The organism is Rossellomorea vietnamensis (assembly GCF_008180415.1).
Classification (GTDB): Bacteria; Bacillota; Bacilli; order Bacillales; family Bacillaceae_B; genus Rossellomorea; species Rossellomorea vietnamensis_C.
In genome coordinates, this window is the sequence record NZ_VTEI01000010.1 from 104,341 (window position 1) to 124,990 (window position 20,650).

Annotated in this window: 20 protein-coding genes and 1 riboswitch; of the genes, 7 read left to right on the forward strand and 13 right to left on the reverse strand. The window is 45.6% G+C overall.

Annotated elements, in window-relative coordinates; translation table 11 throughout:
* Nucleotides 1-168 precede the first annotated feature (168 nt).
* Nucleotides 169-1,452 carry a homoserine dehydrogenase gene (locus FZC78_RS17120; RefSeq protein WP_148941329.1) on the reverse strand — a complete coding sequence of 428 codons (1,284 nt, stop codon included), beginning with the start codon at nt 1,450-1,452 and terminating at the stop codon, nt 169-171.
* Nucleotides 1,453-1,612: 160 nt separating this feature from the next.
* Nucleotides 1,613-1,717, forward strand: a riboswitch (TPP riboswitch).
* A 114-nt stretch (nt 1,718-1,831) separates the two neighbouring features.
* Here FZC78_RS17120 and FZC78_RS17125 point away from each other — a divergent pair.
* Genes FZC78_RS17125 through FZC78_RS17145 form a run of 5 tightly spaced genes read left to right on the forward strand, consistent with a single transcriptional unit; the run spans nt 1,832 to nt 6,305 of the window.
* Nucleotides 1,832-3,115, forward strand: coding sequence for an acetylornithine deacetylase (locus FZC78_RS17125; RefSeq protein ID WP_148941330.1), 1,284 nt, complete (start codon nt 1,832-1,834; stop codon nt 3,113-3,115).
* Entirely contained in the window at nt 3,115-3,789 is a 675-nt protein-coding gene (gene tenA / locus FZC78_RS17130; protein WP_148941357.1) for a thiaminase II, read from the forward strand. Before FZC78_RS17125 ends, tenA begins: the two co-directional genes overlap by 1 nt.
* Nucleotides 3,782-4,558 (forward strand): ABC transporter ATP-binding protein, encoded by a 777-nt coding sequence (locus FZC78_RS17135; RefSeq protein ID WP_148941331.1) that lies wholly within the window; start codon nt 3,782-3,784, stop codon nt 4,556-4,558. Before tenA ends, FZC78_RS17135 begins: the two co-directional genes overlap by 8 nt.
* Nucleotides 4,555-5,307: an ABC transporter permease gene (locus FZC78_RS17140; protein WP_148941332.1), complete on the forward strand. Its 753-nt coding sequence runs from the start codon at nt 4,555-4,557 to the stop codon at nt 5,305-5,307. Before FZC78_RS17135 ends, FZC78_RS17140 begins: the two co-directional genes overlap by 4 nt.
* Nucleotides 5,304-6,305 (forward strand): ABC transporter substrate-binding protein, encoded by a 1,002-nt coding sequence (locus tag FZC78_RS17145; RefSeq protein ID WP_148941333.1) that lies wholly within the window; start codon nt 5,304-5,306, stop codon nt 6,303-6,305. The genes FZC78_RS17140 and FZC78_RS17145 overlap by 4 nt, the downstream gene beginning before the upstream one ends.
* Before the next feature lie 92 nt (nt 6,306-6,397).
* Here the strand turns inward: FZC78_RS17145 and FZC78_RS17150 are convergent, their stop codons facing one another.
* The 6 genes from FZC78_RS17150 to hppD form a co-directional block, all read right to left on the reverse strand.
* Nucleotides 6,398-7,276 carry a DUF4097 family beta strand repeat-containing protein gene (locus tag FZC78_RS17150; protein WP_148941334.1) on the reverse strand — a complete coding sequence of 293 codons (879 nt, stop codon included), beginning with the start codon at nt 7,274-7,276 and terminating at the stop codon, nt 6,398-6,400.
* Between the two features lie 252 nt (nt 7,277-7,528).
* Entirely contained in the window at nt 7,529-8,683 is a 1,155-nt protein-coding gene (locus tag FZC78_RS17155; protein ID WP_187444982.1) for a homogentisate 1,2-dioxygenase, read from the reverse strand.
* Nucleotides 8,677-9,597 (reverse strand): fumarylacetoacetate hydrolase family protein, encoded by a 921-nt coding sequence (locus FZC78_RS17160; protein WP_148941336.1) that lies wholly within the window; start codon nt 9,595-9,597, stop codon nt 8,677-8,679. Before FZC78_RS17160 ends, FZC78_RS17155 begins: the two co-directional genes overlap by 7 nt.
* A 4-nt stretch (nt 9,598-9,601) precedes the next feature.
* Entirely contained in the window at nt 9,602-10,213 is a 612-nt protein-coding gene (locus FZC78_RS17165; RefSeq protein ID WP_148941337.1) for a flavin reductase family protein, read from the reverse strand.
* On the reverse strand, nt 10,203-11,324 hold the full coding sequence (gene hisC / locus FZC78_RS17170) for a histidinol-phosphate transaminase (RefSeq protein WP_148941338.1): 1,122 nt from the start codon (nt 11,322-11,324) through the stop codon (nt 10,203-10,205). Before hisC ends, FZC78_RS17165 begins: the two co-directional genes overlap by 11 nt.
* Before the next feature lie 229 nt (nt 11,325-11,553).
* Entirely contained in the window at nt 11,554-12,669 is a 1,116-nt protein-coding gene (hppD, locus tag FZC78_RS17175) for a 4-hydroxyphenylpyruvate dioxygenase (RefSeq protein ID WP_148941339.1), read from the reverse strand.
* 132 nt (nt 12,670-12,801) lie between these two features.
* Between hppD and FZC78_RS24380 the strand changes: the two genes are divergently transcribed.
* Nucleotides 12,802-13,050 carry a hypothetical protein gene (locus tag FZC78_RS24380; protein ID WP_252183660.1) on the forward strand — a complete coding sequence of 83 codons (249 nt, stop codon included), beginning with the start codon at nt 12,802-12,804 and terminating at the stop codon, nt 13,048-13,050.
* Nucleotides 13,051-13,208: 158 nt separating this feature from the next.
* On the opposite strand, the gene FZC78_RS17185 is transcribed toward FZC78_RS24380, so the two are convergent.
* From FZC78_RS17185 to FZC78_RS17210, 6 genes are all read right to left on the reverse strand, one after another.
* Nucleotides 13,209-14,633 carry a dihydrolipoyl dehydrogenase family protein gene (locus FZC78_RS17185; RefSeq protein ID WP_148941340.1) on the reverse strand — a complete coding sequence of 475 codons (1,425 nt, stop codon included), beginning with the start codon at nt 14,631-14,633 and terminating at the stop codon, nt 13,209-13,211.
* Entirely contained in the window at nt 14,634-15,860 is a 1,227-nt protein-coding gene (locus tag FZC78_RS17190) for a dihydrolipoamide acetyltransferase family protein (RefSeq protein ID WP_148941341.1), read from the reverse strand.
* A gap of 12 nt (nt 15,861-15,872) precedes the next feature.
* A complete protein-coding gene (locus FZC78_RS17195) occupies nt 15,873-16,868 on the reverse strand; it encodes an alpha-ketoacid dehydrogenase subunit beta (protein ID WP_148941358.1) in 996 nt (331 codons plus the stop codon).
* On the reverse strand, nt 16,868-17,932 hold the full coding sequence (pdhA, locus tag FZC78_RS17200) for a pyruvate dehydrogenase (acetyl-transferring) E1 component subunit alpha (protein ID WP_148941342.1): 1,065 nt from the start codon (nt 17,930-17,932) through the stop codon (nt 16,868-16,870). The genes FZC78_RS17195 and pdhA overlap by 1 nt, the downstream gene beginning before the upstream one ends.
* 31 nt (nt 17,933-17,963) lie before the next feature.
* Nucleotides 17,964-19,070 carry a Leu/Phe/Val dehydrogenase gene (locus FZC78_RS17205; protein WP_148941343.1) on the reverse strand — a complete coding sequence of 369 codons (1,107 nt, stop codon included), beginning with the start codon at nt 19,068-19,070 and terminating at the stop codon, nt 17,964-17,966.
* Between the two features lie 63 nt (nt 19,071-19,133).
* Nucleotides 19,134-19,526, reverse strand: a complete 393-nt coding sequence (locus tag FZC78_RS17210; protein ID WP_148941344.1) for a thioesterase family protein — start codon at nt 19,524-19,526, stop codon at nt 19,134-19,136.
* A 959-nt stretch (nt 19,527-20,485) separates the two neighbouring features.
* On the opposite strand from FZC78_RS17210, the gene FZC78_RS24780 reads away from it, so the two are divergent.
* Nucleotides 20,486-20,650, forward strand: a 165-nt coding sequence (locus FZC78_RS24780; RefSeq protein ID WP_148941345.1) for a helix-turn-helix domain-containing protein, incomplete at its 3' end; no start/stop codon positions are given.

Genomic DNA, 20,650 nt, shown 5'->3' on the forward strand with positions numbered 1-20,650 from the left:
TTACTCACGCATTGTCAACTCATACTGCTTTTTTACGCTTATTTATGCCCGCTTAATTTGTTGAGCCGTATTCAAATTCCCAAGCAAGTGTAAAGTTATTAGGAATAGGTTCGCTTTCACCTGACCATCAAAAGCAAAAAAAACCAGTAAGATACTGGTTTGAATTTCTTATATCTCAATGCGATAGTAACTTCCGACATGTTTGACCACACTGGAATCATTCAACTCTACTAAGATATCTTGAAAGCTTTTTCTGGAGGCTTTGTGTGTCACCAGTACTATTTCAGAGATACTGCCTCTTGTGGGATTTTGCCATATTTTTTCTACAGAAATTCCCTCTTTTGAAAAAAGAGTTGTCACTTCTGCAAGTGTCCCCACTTCGTCTTCAACCACCAGCCTGATAAAATACTTTTTGAACACTTCATCCGCTTCCATCACCTTTTTGGTGAATTGCGGAAAAGCTGCACTGTGTCCGTTGACCCCAAGCCTCATATTCCTCATGACTCCGACAAGATCGGAAACCACTGCAGTTGCTGTAGGCAGACTTCCTGCTCCCGGACCGTAGAACATCGTTTCTCCAACTGCTTCTCCGTAAACATACACTGCATTATTCTCATTTTTCACTGCTGCCAAAGGGTGCGAATCAGTCACCAAGGCAGGCTGAACGGTAACATCGATCTTCTCGCCATCTCTTTCAGCGACCCCGATCAGTTTCATAGTATAGCCCAGTCTTTTTCCATACTCAATATCCTGCTGTGAAATGTTGGTTATCCCTTTGAACCTGACATCATGGAGTCCGACATTCATTGAAAACCCGAGCGTTGACAATATGGCCATTTTCCTTGCTGCATCGATTCCCTCGACATCAGCTTCAGGGTCCGATTCTGCAAATCCCAATTTCTGAGCCTCATTCAGGGCTTCCTCATAGGATTTTCCTTCATCACTCATTTTAGTGAGTATATAATTCGTTGTCCCATTGACGATCCCGATGATTTTGTGGATACGGTCTGAGGCAAAGCCATCTGCCACACTGCGTAAAATAGGGATACCCCCTGCCACACTTGCTTCGTAAAACAAATCACATCCATTCTTTGATGCGGTTTCTAACAGTTCCGGTCCGTGAAGTGCCATTAAATCCTTATTGGCCGTTACCACGTGCTTCTTTTTTTCAAGAGCTCTCAGGAGGAGTTTCCGCGTTTCCTCTATTCCTCCCATCACTTCCACAATGATATCAATGGCCGGGTCATCCACTATTTCATTGGAATCTAACGTCACCAGCTCCTGATCCACCACAACTTCCCGGGACTTCGCGGAATCCTGGACCAATATTTTTTTTATCTCAACTGGACATCCTACACCATGCACCAGTTTATCCTGATGATTGCGTATCACCTTCACAACGCCGGAACCAACTGTACCCAATCCTAATAGCCCGATCGAAATCTTTTCCAATCCTCCGCCTCCTGTCACTCACACTTTCGTATTGTATGAATGTATTCAGCAAGATTCGGGGTATTCCTGCATTATTTCAATAATATTTTTTTCTTAACTTCATGTTGCAGAAATATTCAGAGTATGATAGATATGTAATGTACAGACAATTTCATATTTTGAACAACACTAGGGGTGCGTTTAAGCTGAGAGAGACATTTACATGTCTTAACCCTGACTACCTGATCTAGGTAATACTAGCGAAGGGAAGTGGCGGACATATGTATGCATTGCAGACAGTAGGATCGTACTGCCTGTATTCTCTTTACATACTTAAATTTGTGCCAGACCACTTTCTTTTTGAAAGTGGTCTTTTTGTTGTCAATAAGGGGGAGGACAAATGGAGAACATGGTCAACCGTCTCATCCTTGAGGCTGAAGAACGGAAGGAAGAACTCATTGATTTACTGAAAAACTTGATTCGTTTTGAAACACCGAGTCCTCCTGCACGCAATACGAGGGAAGCTCAAAACTTCATTGCTTCGTTTCTCGAAGAATCAGGATTCACGATTGATCAGTGGGATGTATACCCTGGTGATCCTAATGTGGTCGGTACCAAAAAAGGAAGCGCTCCAGCTAGTCATAAAAGCTTGATTATCAATGGCCATATTGATGTCGCTGCAATTGAAGAGGGTGAAAACTGGACAACTGCTCCTTTTCAGCCAGAAGTAAGGGATGGCTTCGTGACCGGACGAGGCGCCGCAGATATGAAAGGCGGTCTCGCCGGCGCCTTATTTGCCATAAAGTTATTATCTGAGGCAGGAATCGACCTTCCGGGAGATTTGATCTTTCAATCGGTGATTGGAGAGGAAGTTGGGGAAGCAGGCACCCTGCAATGCTGCGAGCGGGGATATAGTGCCGATTTTGCAGTCGTGGTCGATACAAGTGACCTGCATATCCAGGGCCAAGGCGGTGTCATAACCGGCTGGATTACAGTGAAAAGCCCGACGAGCCACCATGATGCGGTAAGAAGAAACATGATTCATGCCGGCGGCGGCCTTTCCGGGGCAAGTGCCATTGAAAAGATGATGGTGATTATCCAGGGGCTGCAAGATTTGGAACGCTTCTGGGCAGTGACAAAACAATACCCTGGATTTCCTCCAGGTTCCAATACCATCAACCCGGCAGTCATTAAAGGCGGAAGGCACCCTGCTTTCATTGCTGATGAGTGCAGGCTGTGGATAACCGTTCATTTTTATCCTGACGAAACCTATGAAAGTGCGGCCAAAGAAGTGGAGGATCATATCCTTGAGGTGGCCAAATCTGACATCTGGCTTCGCGATCATCCTCCTTCCTTCCGTTGGGGAGGCACTTCAATGATTGAAGATGAAGGAGAAATATTTCCTTCGCTTGAAGTGGATCCTGAGCATCCGGGTGTGAAAGCCTTGTCTTCCTCTCATGCCGTGATGTCTGGCCATAATGCTGTCATAGATGTATCACCTACTGTCACGGACGGCGGCTGGCTGGGCAATGCGGGTATTCCGGCTGTCATTTACGGTCCTGGTGATTTACACAATGCCCACAGCGTGAATGAACGAGTATCGATAGATCAACTGGTCCGTTTCACTCAAGTACTGGTGAACTTTATATACGAATGGACCCGCACAAAGAAGGAGGAGAAATGATGGAGTTTACTGACCGTTTGTATCAGAAGGTACTGCCCATTTGGAACAAAAATCATCAGCACCCTCTCGTCCAGGGAATCGGCCAAGGGACGCTCGACCGGAACAAATTCCGTTTTTATATGATTCAAGACTATGTTTATTTAATAGATTTCGCCAAGCTATTTGCTTTAGGGGCCATGAAAGCAAGAGACCCAAAGACTATGGGGGAATTCGCAAAGCTGCTGGATTCCACTTTGAATGAAGAGATGGCTTTGCACCGCCAGTATGCAAAAAGGTTTGGCATTTCAACAGAGGAGCTTGAAACCGCTGAGCCCTCTCCCATCACACTCGCTTATTCTCATTACATGCTTCATGTCTCTGAAAATGGAACTCTTGCTGAATTGGTGTGCGCCCTTCTTCCCTGTATGTGGAGTTACTGGGAAATCGGCAAGGACTTGAACACCATAGATGGTGCCGCAAGCCATGAATTCTATGGAGAATGGATATCGATGTATTCATCTGATGAATTCGGCTCTTTATCTCTGTGGCTGATTTCCCTGCTTAACCGCTTAGCAGCCGGAAAAAGCGAAGAAGAATTACTGCGATTAGAAGAAATCTTCTTGAACACAAGCCGCTTTGAATTCATGTTTTGGGACATGGCCTGGAACGAAGAAATGTGGCCGACGGATGACTGATCTGCTCACCCTTGACCGTGTTTCTTTCTCTTACACAGGCGGCACAAAACAGTCCCCCGGCCACGTACTCGATGGACTCTCGCTTTCTATCAGACAAGGAGAATTCGTATCAATCATCGGTCCCAGCGGTTCTGGAAAAAGCACTTTGTTCCGGCTGATTACCGGCCTGGAAAATCAGACCTCCGGCAGGATCCTTTTCCATGGAGAAGAAATTGAACACCGCTTGGGACAGGCAGGGTATATGCCGCAGCAGGACCTATTGCTGCCATGGCGTACGGTTAGGGAGAATGCCATCCTGCCTCTTCAACTGCAAGGGATGAAGAAAGAAAAAGCGTGTGAAGAAGTCGGAGGGCTATTAAAGGAATTCGGCCTAAGTGGATATGAAGACCGGTATCCTCATAATTTATCCGGCGGCATGCGCCAAAGAGTTTCTTTCCTGAGAGCAGTACTGAGCGGGAAAGATCTTCTTGTACTAGATGAACCATTCAGTGCATTGGATGCTATCACAAAGCTTTCCATGCAGGAATGGCTTCTTGATCAATGGAGCAAATGGAAGAAAACCATCCTGTTCATCACCCATGATGTGGAAGAAGCCTTGTTTCTGGCGGACCGTATTTTTGTATTCAGCACCATGCCCGTATCACAACTGACGGAGATTAAGGTTCCTCTGCCAAGGCCCCGCGATTTCAGGGATCTTGCTCACACAGATATTCAAGGCTTGAAAACAACGCTGATTTCCGAGTTAAGGAAAATGGTGTCCCATTCATGAGAAAGCGGCGTAATTACATAAGCTCTTCTCTTGTGATCCTTTTCTTTCTGATCCTTTGGCAGCTTGGAGCAGCCCTCTATAATAAACCTTTTATCCTGCCGACTCCAGCGGAAATCGCGGCAGAACTCTGGGAATTGAAAGTAGTTCTGCTCATAAAACACCTGCCTGCCACCATGGCCATCATTTTAATCGGTTTAGCATTCTCGGTTGCAATCGGTATTATCCTGGCTGTCTTAATGAATTTTAGCAAATCGGCAAAACGGGCTTTTTATCCGATTCTCATTGCTTCCCAAACCATCCCGGTCATTGCCCTGGCCCCTATTTTTGTACTTTGGTTTGGCTATTCGATTTGGAGCAAGATCGTGGTAACCGTACTCATCACCTTTTTCCCCATCACCGTCAGTACCTTTGATGGACTTCGGTCTGTCAGCAAGGACTTGAAAGAACTTATGCTGACGATGGGTGCCGGAAAAAGAGAGGTCTTCCTGAAACTCAGCGTCCCTTCTGCCCTTCCGCATTTTTTCTCAGGATTGAAGGTGGCTGTCACCCTGAGTGTCATTGGCGCCGCTATCGGAGAATGGCTTGGGGCAGAAGCCGGGCTGGGGTACTTCAGCCGCAGGATGATGACCCAGTTTAACGGTGCAGCAGTGTTCGCACCCATAGTCCTATTATCGATTGCCGGCATCGTCTTATTTCTGCTTGTGACTCTGTGTGAAAATATATTTTTAAAATGGAGGAAATCCTTATGAAGAAAATGCTTATGTTCATGATTCTTGTAAGTCTTGTCATAATAGGAGGCTGTTCTCAAGAGGACACGTCTGCTTCAACAGAAGAAGAATTGGAAAAACTGACGATAATGCTGGACTGGTATCCTAATGCCGTCCATAGCTACCTTTATGCAGCAAAAGAAAAAGGATATTTTCAAGATGAAGGGCTGGACGTAGAGATCAAATTCCCAGCAAATCCAACCGATCCTATCAATCTTGCGGCGGCCGGGCAGATTGATCTCGGAATCTCTTATCAGCCAGATGTCATCAGTGCAAGAGCCAACGAGGGCATTCCCGTCAAGTCTGTTGCAGCCATTATCCGCTCTCCATTGAATCATGTGGTTTTCCTGGAAGACAGTCCGATTCAGTCACCCAAAGACCTGGAAGGAAAGAAGGTCGGATACCCCGGGATTCCCCTTAACGAAGCTCTTCTCAGCACAATGGTAGAGGCTGACGGTGGAGATCCGGCCAAGGTTGATACGATTGACGTCGGATTCGAGCTGGGCTCATCGATTGTCAGTGAAAAAGCTGATGCCGTCATCGGAGCCTATATCAACCATGAAGTTCCGGTACTGAAACACGAAGGCTATAAAACCCGCCATTTCAATCCAGTTGACTACGGCGTACCGAGCTTTTACGAACTGGTTTTTACCACAAATGATGAGACATGGAATGAAAAAGAAGAAAGCATCCGTTCATTCTGGCGTGCTGCCACTAAAGGCTACGAATTCATGAAGGAAAACCAGGATGAAGCACTGCAAGTCCTGCTGAGCAGCCAGGATGAAGCTAATTTCCCGCTGGTCGAGGAAGTCGAGAAAGAAAGCATGAGCATCCTGCTGCCCAAAATGGAGTCAGAGGATGAAGCGTTCGGAAGCCAAAGCGAAGCCTCTTGGCAGGAAACCATCGATTGGCTGAAGGCGTCGGGGCTGATTGAGGAAAAACCGGATACAAAAGATATTTATGTTAATATCGCAGAATGAATGACCAGCAGAAAAGGACTTCTTTGCCGGAAGTCCTTTTCTCATACTCTGAGCGTTTTGTTGCTCAAGGCAACTATGGTACTCAGATTTGTTTATGTTCTGAAATCAAAGTCTCCAGAGGATGTTTTGACTTTTATAGTATATTTGCCATCACCCATTGTCCCTTTGATGCGGTGGTCTTTCTTCTTTTCATAGTGAATGCCGTCCAATTCCAGGTGAGCTTCTCCTGAACTTCCTGAGAAATCAAGGGAGAAGGATTGTGGTTTCTTGTCAAAGTAGAGCATGACATCTCCACTCGAAGCTTCAGCCTCTATATTCCCTGTCAATTCTGTAGAATGAAGGTCAATCCCACCCGAATTTGATTCAGCGGTAATATTCCCCGTCCACTTCTTTCCGACTACTTTTCCGGAAGAAGCTTTAGCATGGATGTCAGCGGCTGTGAGGTTTTGCAGTAAAACTGTTCCGCTGTTTGCCTTGGCATATATCACAGGAGCCTCAATCCCATTCAAATGAATACCTCCGCTGTTTGTTTTACACTTAAATTCGGTGTGAGCCTTTATCCTTGCTGCATCCACCTCTCCTGAACTTGCTTTAAACTTCACTTTCTTTCCTTCCACGTCTGAAGCTTCCACTCCTCCTGAAGAAGTTTCAACTGTGATTTCCTCATACAGTTTGTTTGGAACCTGAACGCTCAGGGCCAGTTTGATTATTTCAATTCCGAAACTGAAGCCGCTGTCCCGCTCAAATTTCACTTGTACATTTAGTGCACGCCCCTGCTGCGTTACATTCATCCTGATGCTTTCTTCTAATTTAGGGCTGACCTCCCCTTTAAGCTCTAATTTGATATCTTCTGATGCATGGGGAGATAAAATGACTTCTGTTGAAGAGGTATCAATAGCCAGCACATTGATCTCGCTGCCATCCACTGTTTTCTCTCTATAGATTTCTTCTGTTTTTTTAAATCCTAACATTTTGTCACTCCTTCAAATTTTGCTTGCTTAGTTACAGCCTGTTTTGGTAACACTTGATGCCATGCTTCCAGATGAACTCTCATGAGGGTTACACCCAAGGTAAAGTTCAGAGCATTTACTTACATGAAACAACCAGTATCCTCCGAGGAAATTTCTCGATAGTTCTCTTTAACACTATTCAATGTATAAGGCGATATCCCTTTTAAATTACTAAAAAAGGGACACGATTGGTTATCATGCCCCTTCCTTGGACTATTCCATCCAGGTATACATATAGTTTTTGTCTTCGATAACGTGAGCTTTTTTGACGATTTTTAACGGACGGAATGTATCGATCATGACGGCGAGCTCGAGAGTTTCCTTTTTTCCGATACTCTTTTCAGTTGTGCCAGGATGCGGTCCATGTGGGATGCCACTTGGATGAAGGGTGATCGATCCCTCGCTGATTCCCTTCCGGCTCATGAAGTTCCCTTCTACATAGTAGAGAAGTTCATCGCTGTTCACATTACTGTGATAGTAAGGTGCCGGAATCGATTCCGGATGGTAATCATACAGTCGGGGCACAAAGGAACAAACGACGAAATTGTGCCCTTCAAAAGTCTGGTGCACCGGAGGCGGCTGATGGACACGCCCGGTGATTGGCTCGAAGTCTTCAATGTTGAAGACCCATGGGTACAGATAACCATCCCAGCCGACCACATCAAGCGGATGGTGATTCAAAACATGTGAATTCATCAATCCGCGGGATTTTGTGATGACTTCAAACTCCCCTTTTTCACTGAACGTTTCCAGCTTTTCAGGTCCGCGGATATCGCGTTCACAAAACGGACTGTGCTCGAGCAGCTGCCCATATTCATTTCTATATCTTCTGGGAGTTGTAATTTGGCTGAAGGACTCAATAAAGAGAATTTTCGTATCTTCTTCAGGCAGGACTCTATATATGGTGCCAATCGGGATGATGACGTAATCCCCTGGACGGTAGGTCAATGTTCCGAACATCGTTTCCACGGTCCCTTTTCCTCGATGGATATAAAGCATTTCATCTCCATCGCCATTGCGGTAATAGCTTTCCATATTTTCAGTTACCAGGATTGTACCGATGAGCAGGTCCTCATTCCCCAGCAAGTATTCTCTTCCTTTTAGAGCATCTCCCGACTTGGCTGCATTATCAGTCAATAAATGGCGGTGCTTCAGTTCTTGATTTTCTTCAAATTGCGGCAGATAGGAGCCCAGCAGTTCTGCTTTCGCCACCTCCGTCGGCATATGGTGATGATACAGAATTGACTGAGTTCCCGAAAAGCCTTTCGTGCCCATCACTTGTTCCCGAAACAGCGTTCCATCGTCTTTCTTGAACATCGTATGACGCTTATGAGGAATTTTCCCCAGGGTGCGGTAATACATTAAAATCCTCCTTCCTTAACCTCATTGCTCAATTTTCCCAAGGCTGTGATTTCAAGTTCCACAGTGTCCCCAGGCTCAAGCCAGCGGTGGACATCCGTGCCAAGTTCAAGAATGCATCCAGTCCCGACGGTGCCGGAACCGATTACCTCTCCTGGATAAAGGGTGACATCTGCGGAAGCCCTCTCAATCATCTCGGCGAATGTATAGTAAATGCTCTTAAAATTCCCGGAAGAAAGTTCCTGTCCATTCACCTTCGCTGTCATCTTCAAATCGTAGCGGTCTCCCTTGCGGTAAGGTTCCAGTTCATCCTTTGTCACGATATAGGGACCGATGGAGGTGGCAAAATCCTTCCCTTTAGCGGGACCTAATCCGACTTTCATTTCTTCTCTCTGAAGATCCCGTGCACTCCAATCATTCATGATGCAATAGCCGAATATGTATTCTTCAGCGTTATCTCTGCAGATATTCCGACCTTCTTTGCCTATCACACAGGCAATTTCCAGCTCATAATCAAGCCAGCTGCAGTTTGCGGGACGTTGAATCGCTTCTCCATCTCCTTTAACAGCGAGATGATTCGAAAAATAAAAAACCGGCATTTCATACCATTCGGGAACGACATCCAGGCCCCGGTTTTTTCTGGCGGTTTTCACATGTTCTTCAAAAGCATAGAAGTCGCGGATGCTGACCGGAAGGGGTACAGGAGCTTTAACCAATACTTCCTCCATAGAATATATGCCCTTACCGGCAGGGTTCAGTTCCTGAAGCAGCTTCAAATTCTTCTCACTGTTTTCCAAAAAAGACAAGATATTATCTGGCAGGGCACCTTCACTTGCTTCATGGACATCCACTACTGTATGTTTATCCTGCAGGATGCCGAGCCTGAGTTTACCATCCTTGTTTTGATAGCTTATAAATTTCATAGCCTCACCTTTTCCTGACCATTTCAAATGTCTCTGCCATAGGCTTTGTATACATCTGGCCGGCCATCCTGCCGACAGGCTTCAGTTGCTCGGTGTCAATTTTGCCGTCGTAATAAAGCTCGTCTGCCACACGGACATACTCTACCTTCCCGATGACCAGGCTTCCTGATCCGGCTCCATCGCCGAAATGAAGCACCTGTTGAAGGGAACATTCCAGCTGGACTTTGCTTTCCTTGACACCCGGAGGCTTCACCATGACGGACTCCAGCTTGTTCAATCCTGTTTCCTCAAACTCATCGATCCCTGATTCATATTCAATTGCGGTATTATTCATCTGTTCTGTAATCTCTTCGCTCACGACATTAATAACGAATTCCTTGGTGCTCTCAATATTGTTCAGCGTATCTTTCTTGCCGCCATCCGTTCCCCTTCTCATCGGCGAAAAACAGACAAGCATCGGATCTGCACTGATAGCTGTAAAAAAGCTGAAAGGAGCAAGATTGGCTCTTCCATTTTCATCGAGAGTCGAGACAAAGGCGATAGGACGGGGAACAATCGATCCGACAAGCAGCTTATAAGCATCTTTCCACTCGAGCGTGTCCGGTTTAATTTCCATGGGTTCTCTCCTTCTCTTCTGCAATGACCTGTTTCAGTCCTTGGATGAATGTGTGATTGTCCGTATCTGTTCCAATGGTGACCCTGACTGTGGTTGGATACCCAAGCAATGTACCGGCCCGGACAATGATTCCACGCTTCAGAAGCCCTGCTGCCACAATGTCTCCTCTCATGCCGCAGTCCACCATGATGAAGTTTGATTGAGAGGGAAAGCAGGATAATCCCATTTTACTGAATTCAGCCTGCAGATAATTTCTTCCTTTTTCGTTCATCCTCGCACACTCTTCAATGAATTCCTGATCCCCGATCGCGGCTATGGCAGCTCCCTGGGCAAGCCGGCTGACATTGAATACGTCTTTGACCTTCCTTAATTGGGTGGCAATCTCTTCATTCATCACCCCAAAACCGACACGAAGACCGGCTAATCCATATATTTTTGAAAAAGTCCGTAAAACAATTAAATTTTCAAACTGCCCGAGGAGAGGAATGCAGTGAAGATAATCCTCTGTCGTCACATACTCCACATAAGCTTCATCCACAATGACAAGAACATTCTGAGGGACCTCTTCCAAAAACCTTAAGAGCTCCAGTTTTCCATTTATCGTCCCAGTCGGATTATTCGGATTGCAGACAAACACCATTCTGGTCCGCTCTGTAATCTTCTCCAGCATCCCTTTTAAATCATGGACGCCATTGACGAGGGGAACAATAACGGGTGTGCCTCCTTCTAAAAATACATTGGTCTGATACCTCGGGAATGTGACATCCGCCATCACAGCTTCGTCACCTTCGCTTATATACGCTCTCGTCAGCAGGCGGATCACTTCATCCGAGCCATTGCCGAACACGAGCTGTTCCGGTGCCACATTCAGGAATTCACTTGTCTTTTCAGTCAGTTCCTGTGCCATGCCATCCGGATAAAGATAAATATCCGATCCTCCTGTACTCAGGTACGCCTTTACACTGGGGGAGCATCCATAAATATTTTCATTTTCCGAGAGCTTGCGAATTTCCGAGAGTCCCAGTTCAAGCTTAATTTCAGCGATACTTTTTCCAAGGACATAAGGTGCAATTTCTTCGACTCTCTTTCTCGTTTTAAATTTCACGGCCACCTTCGACCCCCGCTTTCTAGATAAACTGTTTTCATATCGAATTGACATCTGCTGCAGGGTACTAACACACATGCCTGCCTTCATTCTTATTTTCTTGCAAAAAGAAAGGGAGCCCCTCCAAGGTTTCAATCTCCGCCTGCTCTAAAAGGCTGATTGATGTGTCTTCCCATTCCTTGTAGGGACATCCCTTTATGATGAGATGCCGCTTCCGGACTTCTCAGAAACTATTTTATAAGTTGCCTCGGCGCTCCTGTTCACGCTCGATCGATTCAAACAGGGCCTTGAAGTTTCCTTCACCAAAACCTCTTGCACCTTTGCGCTGGATCACTTCAATAAAAAGTGTCGGCCTGTCTACAATCGGTTTTGTGAAGATTTGCAGCAGGTATCCTTCATCATCCCTGTCCACGAGAATCTTCAATTCTTTAATTTTAGAAATCTCTTCATCAATTTCCCCTACTCGCTCGGAAAGCATGTCGTAGTATGTGTCCGGAGTATCAAGGAACTCAACACCATTTTCCTTCAAGATGGAAATCGTCTCGACGATGTCTTCTGTCAAGATGGCGATATGCTGTACTCCAGGTCCGTTATAGAATTCAAGGTATTCCTGGATCTGCGATTTTCTTTTTCCATCAGCCGGTTCATTGATCGGGAACTTGATCCGGCCGCCGTTATGCATCACTTTTGACATCAAAGCTGAATATTCAGTGTTGATATCGTCATTTGTGAAGTGCCTCATTTCTTTGAAGCCCATAACTTTTTCATAGTAGGAGACCCACTCTTCCATTCTTTCCACATTTCCTACTACATGGTCGACCGCGATGATTCCTGCATCTTTAAACGGAACTTTCATTTCCATCGCTTCAAATCCCGGCATGAATATACCTTTATAGTCTTTGCGCTCTACAAGAGTATGGATGGTATCACCGTATGTACCAATAATGGCTTTTTTCACTGTTCCGTTATCATCGGATAATGTCATCGGCGGAGTGATTTCAATAGCTCCTCTGGATACAGCTTCACTGTAAGCCTTTTCAACATCATCCACAGCAAGAGCAATGTCCTTGATTCCGTCTCCATGCTGTTTTACAAAAGAAGCAACTCGGGAGCTTTCAGTAAGTGAACCGGTGATCAGCATCCGTACCTTGTTCTGCTGAAGGACATAAGATACGGTTTCACGGTTTCCTGTTTCAAGACCTGAATAAGCAACCATTTTGAAACCGAATGCTGTACAGAAATAATGAGCGGCTTGTTTCGCATTTCCTGTATAGTACTCGAGATAGTCTACGTCTCTTACCGGAAAGAAATCTTCTACCTTTTGATTTGTTTCAGCCATTTTACCTTGCATTATAACAACCTCCATTTTTATATTATACTATTCTAAATATTATGATAGTTTTTGTTTCACCATTTCTCAAGAGCGGGAGTTAAAGCAGAAACGCATCACCGCAGTAAAGCATTCAGCAAGAGGACTTGTCAGTTGGCTATTTTCGCAAAGATTGTGGCTGTTTTAAAAGTATGGGATTTCCACTCCAGGCGCGCGACTCCGCGGGCGTGCGGTGAGCCTCCTCGGCTTTGCCTGTATATAAAGTGGAGCGCCCTGCTCAGCCCCGACAGGCAAATGTTCTCAAGAGAAAAAAAGGCGGGTTTTCCTTTTATTCTCTTGAGGTTATTTGACCCCGAGGGGCTGGGTGCTGCAACTAGATTGGGGGTCTCACCTGCCCGCTAATCCCGCAGGAGGTCGCACACCTTCCGTTCCAATCCTTCTACGAATAATAGGGAGGAGGGGTGAAATCGCATTCAAAAGCAACTATCTTTTAGAAAAGAGCCTATTAGATTAAAGAGTCTCTGGGCAGCTCAACTGGTATTTGTAAGATATAATTCCGCTCAAACTGAATATTCTTTTTGCTTCACTGGAGGAAGGTGTACCGCCTTGCCCTTCAATGCTTCCATAGCTTCCTGCAGGCTCTCGCTTGTGTTTGGATGGGGATAATAGGGATAAGAAAAATCTTCATCTCTTCCGGCCATTTCCATCCCAACAGCCGCCCCTGAAATCATTTCCACTGCTCCGCTGCCGATCATGTGAATTCCCAGAATCAAATCACTGGAAGAATCGGAGACAACCTTTATTAATCCTTCTTTCTCACCAATAAGCTGGGCGAATCCGTTGCCTCCCATTGAATAGGTGCTCACAGAAATATCATGTTCCTCGGCAGCTTCCTTCTCAGTCAATCCGATTGAGGCGACCGGCGGAATGGTTTGGACTACATCTGGCAAAAGCATTCCATCATACTCTGATGGCAAGCCAGCTGCATTTTCCGCCGCCACTTTTCCCTGCCTGATCGCCTTGACAGCAAGCGGAGAGCTGTTAACCGCATCACCCACAGCATAAATGCCTGGTATGGAAGTTCTGCACGTTTCATCGATTTCAATGAAATGATCTTCAGTGAGGCTCATCTTCAATCGATCAACCCCTAAGCCATCCAAATTCCCCTTGAGCTTCCTTGCTGAAAAGAAGTAAGAGGTTTCCAATGTCACGGAGTCACTGCCTTCTTTTTCAAGTGAAATCGAAACTCCTTCAAGAGATTCTGAAACGTCAGGGGTAAATCCGGACAACAGCTTCACCTTCATTTTCTTTAAAACCCTTGTTAGTTCTTTGTTGATCGAATCATCAAATGGAAGCTCCCCATCCAGGACAAGCGTCACCTTCGTTCCTAACGCAGCAAAACTGGACGCCGCCTCGAGTTCAATATAACTGTTTCCATAAATGGCCAGCTCTTCAGGAAGATTGCTTAATTCATAGATAGAAAACTCGTCTAAGATTCTGCTGCTGTATGCTGGAATAAAAGAAGGCTGCTCTCTTTTGGCTCCAGTGGCAATGATTGCGGACTGGAAAGAATAGACTGTAAAGCTGTGTCCATTTTCCACGCCGATTTTATTTTGGGAAAGAAATGATGCCGTACCTTTTACAATTTCAACTTTATTTGCCTCGCAAAGTGAACTGACACCCTTTTTCAATTGAGCTATTAAACTGTTTTTATAGTCTTGAAGTTTGGACAGGTTAACAGAAACATCACCTGAGTCCAGCCCCATCTTTTGATAGTGACTCATTTCTTTATGCTTCCTGGCTAACTGTGTAAAAACCTTAGATGGTATACAGCCCTTATTCAGGCACACACCGCCCATATCTTCTTTTTCAACGAGCAGGACGGAAAGCCCCAGTTGTGCTGCTCTTATGGCAGCGTGATAACCGCCGGGACCACCGCCAATAATGACCAGCTCTCGTTCTTCAGCCAACTCCCCAACTACCATTTACATCAACTCCACAATCATAAGATTAGGATTTTCAATCAGTTCGGCAAAACGGTTTGTGAATGCTACCGCAGTCGCTCCATCCGCTGCCCGATGATCAAATGACATGGAAATATTCATCATGGAACGGATCACGATTTCATCTTTTTCATTGACCATCGGCCTTTTCTTTGTTTTATGAAAAGAGACCAAAGCCACTTCAGGATGATTGATGATCGGAGTTGCCCCGATGGATCCCCCCATAGGCCCCACATTGGAAATCGTGAAGGTGCCGCCCATTACATCCTTGGAGACGAGCTTGTTATCCCTGGCTTTCAAGGTGCTGGCCTTCATTTCAGAATGGATGGTCTTTAACGACTTGCTTTCAACATTTTTGACAACCGGGACAATCAGACCTTCTTCTGTATCTGTTGCTACCCCGATATTATGATCCTTGATGAAGGTAATCTGTTCTTTTTCCTCATTCACTCTTGCATTGAAAATCGGGAACTCCTTCAGCGCAATGGATAGGGCTTTTACAAAAAAGGCTGAGGCGGAAATATTGATTTCCGCTTGCTTCAGTTGATTTCTTAACAGCATTAGGTTGGTCACATCGATTTCCTCGAAATGGGTACAGTGCGGAATCGTCATCAGGGAGGACTTCATTTTCATGCCGATCTGCTTCCGCCTGCCCCTGAACGGAATACTTTCTCTATTCATTGAGACTGCAGGCTGGCTTTCCGGCAGGACGGTCTCTGTAACCTCAGCCGTTTCGGATAAGGATATCCCATCTCCTTCTACGAATCTCAAAACATCTGCATCTGTTATCCTTCCCGCTGCCCCTGTTCCTTCGACCTTTGTTATATCAACGCCTTGTTCTCTCGCGATTTTTCTCGTATAGGGAGCTGCCAAAATTCTTTTTCTGCTCCGGGCAAGGTTAGAAGAGGACGCTGCTGCGACTGTTTTCCGTGCTTCCTTGTTCTCTCGTATTTCCTCCGGCTTTTTCCTCTCTCTTCCGGCTGCTTCCATCACCAAGACGACCGTTCCTACTTCTATCGTGGTTCCTTCTGAAACTAATATCTCTTTGATCGTCCCGGCTGCAGGAGAAGGGATTTCCGCGGTCATTTTATCTGTCTGCACTTCTACCAATGGCTGATCGGCCCTTACTGAATCACCGGCTTTTACGAAGAAATGGCTGATGTGCGCCTCTGTCATCCCCTCGCCGATATCATGCAGTTTAACTTCCATCCTCTCCACCCCCTAGAATTTAGCTACCTTCTCAACTGCCTCCAGCACTCTTTCTGCAGTCGGCAGATAGTAATCTTCAAAACCGAAATACGGTACAGGTGTATCAAAACCGGTCACTCTCTCAACAGGTGCTTTCTGATAAAGAAAAGAAGTGTCGTTGATGATAGCCAGTACGTCATTTCCCACCCCGCCTGTAGCATGTGCCTCGTGGACTACCACTGTTCTCCCTGTCTTTTGCACAGAGTCTGCTATGATATCTTTGTCGATGGGATAAAGTGTTCGAAGATCGATTACTTCACAGCTGATTCCTTTGCTCTCAGCTTCCTTAGCGGCTTGTAAAGCGACCGGAACCATGGCTCCCCAGGCGATGATCGTCACATCTTCCCCTTCCTTGACCACTTTTCCTTTCCCAAGCTCGATTGAATATTTCTCTTCCGGCACTTCCTGTTTGGCAGCACGGTAAATCCGCATTGGCTCAAGGAACAAGACAGGATCCGGATCCTCGATGGCTGCTATCAGCAAACCTTTTGCATCATATGGATTTGAAGGGCAGACGACCTTCAGTCCAGGCATATGTGTGAAAATCGCTTCCGTACTGTCTGAGTGAATCTCCGGTGCGCGGACACCCGCTCCATAAGGTGCACGGACTACAAGCGGACAGGTAAAATGCCCAAGTGTTCTTGCACGCAGCCTCGACGCATGGGTCATCAGCTGTTCATAGGCCGGGTAAATGAAACCAAGGAATTGAATTTCCGCTACCGGGATGAAGCCATTCGCCGCCATACCGATGGCTGCCCCGATGAAGCCTGCTTCACTTAAAGGAGTGTCCATGACCCTGTCTTCACCGAACTCTTCCTGCAGTCCATCCGTTGCCCGGAAGACCCCGCCGTTTTTTCCGATATCCTCTCCAAGAAGCAGGACATTCTCTTTCTCCTTAAGCATGATTCGCATTGCATCCGTAATGGCACCGACCATTGTCATCTGCTTCGTTTTCACCGCAGTCTTCATCATCCTTCACCTCGCAGCTGCCCGAGCAGCAAATCTTTCTGCTCTGAGATTGTCCATGTCGGCTTTTCAAATACATAATCAAAGATGACAGCAGGATCTGCTTCCGGATAGCTCTCTAACTCTTCCACAGCTTGATCGACTTCCGCTGTACTTTCTTTTTGCACAGAGTCAGCCCACTCCTGGTCCCACCAGCCCTGTTGGTCCATAAATCTTTTAAGCCTGTCAAGCGGGTCGCCAAGTTTTCTGCGTTCATCACTTTCCTCTTGGTTTCTGTATTTCGTTGGGTCATCAGCCGTTGTATGTGCTCCATACCTCCAGGTCACTGCTTCGATCAGTGTCGGCCCTTCTCCATTCCTTGCCCGCTCCAATGCTTTTAACGTCTGGAAGTAAACAGCAAAGATATCATTTCCATCGATACGGACACCAGGGATATCATAAGCAAGAGCTTTTTGGGCGATTGTTTTGGTTTTCATCTGCTTTGTCAGGGGTACAGAGATAGCATATCCGTTATTTTGGTTAAAAAAGACAACGGGTGCATTCAAGACGCTGGCGACATTCAGGCCTTCATGAAAATCGCCCTCGGATGTGGCGCCGTCTCCAAAGTAAACGATCGCAGCATTTTTAGTGCCTTTCCGCATTTCAGCATAAGCTGCACCGGCTGCATGGGGAAGCTGGGTCGCAATCGGAATCCCAGGCGGAAAGATTTTTTTCCCTTCCGGAGGGACGCATCCTTCATTTCTTCCTTTCCAGAACAAAAGGATATTTCTCAATGAATGTCCAAATGTCATCGCCGCCCCGTGATCGCGGTAAGAAGGAAACATCCAATCATCATTCTCCAGGGCTGTCGAGCTGCCAACCTGTGAAGCTTCCTGCCCTTCAAACGGAGCATAAGTTCCAATACGTCCCTGTCTCTGCAGACTGATGGATTTTTTGTCGAATGTCCGGATCCTCACCATATGGCGGTAAAATTTCCTGGCCAGCTCTTCTGTGATTCGCTCATCTCTTTCTCCCACAAACTTGCCGTCATTATCTATCACTCTATAAATCGGAAACTGTTCTTCCATCTCTTCACCTCTAGTCTTATAATGGAATTTCTTACGTACGCACGGACCACTTTGGTCTCTTCATATGAGAGAAAAAGCTGTTTCGGCGGGAGCGAGTATGGATAAGATTTTCACAGTATCGGTCAGCCGCTTCCACAGATGTGATGCCTTCTCTTTCAGCCTGTGCATAGATTCTTTGCAGCGAATGATATATGGTTCTGGTCTTCTGAAGTACCCGTTCCTTGTTCGGTTCATATAATTCATCCGCAACCTGAATCAGGCCTCCTGCGTTCACAATATAATCCGGGGCGTACAGGATGCCTCTTTCATGCAGTCTTTTGCCATGTTTCATCTGAAGCAGCTGGTTGTTGGCCGATCCCACTACAGCTTTCCCTTTCAGCTTTTCAACCGCCTCGTCATTAATGATGCCGCCGATTGCGCAAGGGACGAAAACGTCCGCATCGACAGAATAAATCTCATCACCTGAAACAACCTTTATGGCCACCCCTTTTTCTTTCGCTCTGGATACCAGGTCATCAATTGCATGCTGATTAATATCCGCGATATAGAGCTCTGCTCCTTCATCCATAAGGCGTTCAGCGACCTTGATGCCGACTTTCCCAAGTCCTTGGATGGCATAGCTTCTTGCTCCCAAGTCCTCTTCGCCCCAGATGGTTTTGTTCGTAATCTGCAGTCCGTAGATGACCCCCATGGCTGTCGGGATGGAAGAATCACCGCTGCCGCCGTATTCCTCATTGACTCCGACAATACAGTTCGTCTCTTTCAACGCATAAATGAAATCTTCTGGTGTGGTCCCCATGTCTGTACCTGTATAGAATCTCCCATTCAATGATTCTACGAATTGTCCGAATGCACGGAACAATTCCGGGTTCTTGTCTTTTTGCGGATCTCCGATTATGACCGCCTTCCCTCCGCCAAAATCCACGTCGGCTGCGGCACATTTATAGGTCATTCCCCTTGATAATCTCAAAACATCTTCCAAAGCTTCATCCACTGATTTATATGGTCTCATCCGGCAGCCGCCCAATGCGGGGCCGAGTGTCGTATTATGTATGGCAATGATCGCCTTCAAACCGGTCTCCTCATCATTGCAGAAAACCACTTGTTCATGCTCACGAATCTTTTCAAACATATCCATGAAATCATCTCCTATACCCTTTTGTTTGAAACCGCTTACAAATTCCGACAAAATACATCGGAATCATTCTCCCTTTTTCCCCATCATCTCTATCTTTTGTTTCGGAAGGATAACCTGCTTAACTTCGCCAATCCCTATCAGGCCATTTTCATTTCTAGCCTCTACTTTGGTTATTACGACATTGGCACGGAGGTCGGTCAGCGTTGCCGTAACGGTTACCGTTGTCCCTTCCTGGCTGGGAGCGATATGCTTCATGGAAACCGCGCCTCCCATCCCCTCTTCATCTTCTTCCAGAAAAGGAAGGATGATCTTCCTTGAAGCCCACTCCATGTGATAAACCATGGAAACAGTCGAGTAAACAGGATGAACAATTACCCCTTCAAATTGGGCAAACATTTCAGGTGTCACTTTGGCAGTAACAGAAGCTGTCTGCCCCACCATCATGCCGTTCTTCATATTGCCCCTCCTTTTTAACCCTTTTCTGTATAAAACATATAACGTTTATTCAACGATATAATAACATTTTGTATGACTAATAGTCAATAAATTGTAAAAATTTAAATTAGTTTGATAAATGGATCATAGATAGTTACATTCGTGATAGAGATATCTTCACTTAGGAGAACGGACGCCAGGCAGATGCCTATGCTTTTGGAAGAACCATTTTGATGTTCGATATTGCTTTCAAAAGATTGGAGAGATTCTTTAGGACTTTATTCATTTATTTCGTAGTTTTATGAAGATTAGTGGATTGAAAGAGGAAATGCCTTGAACAGTCCCGACAGGAAATGTTTTCAAGAATAGAAAGAACGGTTTTCCCTTTATACTCTTGGTGGTTATTTGATCCCGGCCGCCAGCAGAAAAATAAGGGGAGATTTTCCCCTTATTTGAAGGTTGGAGCTCATTTTGTTAGTGAATAGAGGGAATTTTTGCCCTTATATAAAGAAAAAGCAACTATTTTCTATTGGTTTGATTCAAATAGAGGGAATTTCTCCCTCTATTAAAAGCTATTTTTAAAGCCTATTTAATAAATAAGGGGAATTTTTCCCTCTATTTGTTAAAGCCAAGCGCCTCGGGCAGCCCCGACAGGCAAATGTTCTTAAGAATAGACGGTTTTTCCCTTTATTCTCCTGGGGGATGTTTGATCCCGGCCGCCACGGAAAAATAAGGGGAAAATTTCCCCTTAATTGATGATTGGAGCTCATTTTGTTAGTGGATAGAGGGAATTTTTCCCCTTATATAAAGAAAAAGCAACTATTTTCTATTGGTTTGATTCAAATAGAGGGAATTTCTCCCTCTATTAAAGCTATTTTTAATACCTATAGATTATCATATTAAGTCGAACGGCTCGTAAATTAAAATAGCTCAAGTGGGTACACAATAGTTAACGCCAATCAACTAAGGAGTGTTCCCAAATGAGCTATACCCATATCGTACCACAGGAACGTGTATTAATTGAAAGTTATTGCCTGGAAAAGAAGTCGCTCTCCTATATTGCCGCACAGTTGAAAAGAAGCAAGAGCACCATTCATTACGAGCTAAAACGCTGTAAGCCTTATAATGCCCTGCAGGCCCAGCTC